Genomic DNA, 507 nt, shown 5'->3' on the forward strand with positions numbered 1-507 from the left:
CATTTGGAATTGACCGTCTTTCAACGTCGGCATAGAGATTGTGCCATCTTGCACAGTCCCCGAGCTCGACTTGAATGAGTTTGAGAGGTTTTGTCCGAAAGCCTGGGCCTCTTTACCCACCGCTGTGATGTCCTGGTCTTGGCTACCGTTAGCGTAGGAATGTATCGGCAGCGCAGACATGGTTACTGTCAACAGCGAGGCCACAGCTTTCATAAAGTAATTATGACTTCGCATTGTGTTCTCCATTTCAACCTTCCCATGCTATCTGAGAAGACAAGGGCCACCTGTACGTGTAGTGGCCCTTTTGGGGCATAATCTAAAATGCCCGTGCAAATTCGTTAGGGTCTGCTCAATTGTTACAGCAATCATTCCATCGCCAGATGGTGTAAATAGGGTCTTGCCCAATTGCCGTTATAGTTCGCGCCAGACCCCACGTAAGAGTGGATTCGCCAATTACGTGAGATGAGTTTGTCTCTGGAACCGGATGCAATAGCGTGAAGTTGTACT

At 48.5% G+C, this 507-nt stretch carries 2 protein-coding genes; both read right to left on the bottom strand.

Features of this window, described 5'->3' with window-relative positions:
* Positions 1 to 234 (bottom strand): hypothetical protein (locus R7Z49_RS27880; RefSeq protein WP_318112898.1); only part of this gene is annotated, 234 nt, incomplete at its 3' end.
* A gap of 115 nt (positions 235 to 349) precedes the next feature.
* On the bottom strand, positions 350 to 507 hold a 158-nt coding region (locus tag R7Z49_RS27885), incomplete at its 5' end, for a TraU family protein (RefSeq protein WP_318112899.1).

The sequence above is a fragment of the Vibrio sp. 1562 genome (assembly GCF_033340155.1).
GTDB lineage: Bacteria > Pseudomonadota > Gammaproteobacteria > Enterobacterales > Vibrionaceae > Vibrio > Vibrio alginolyticus.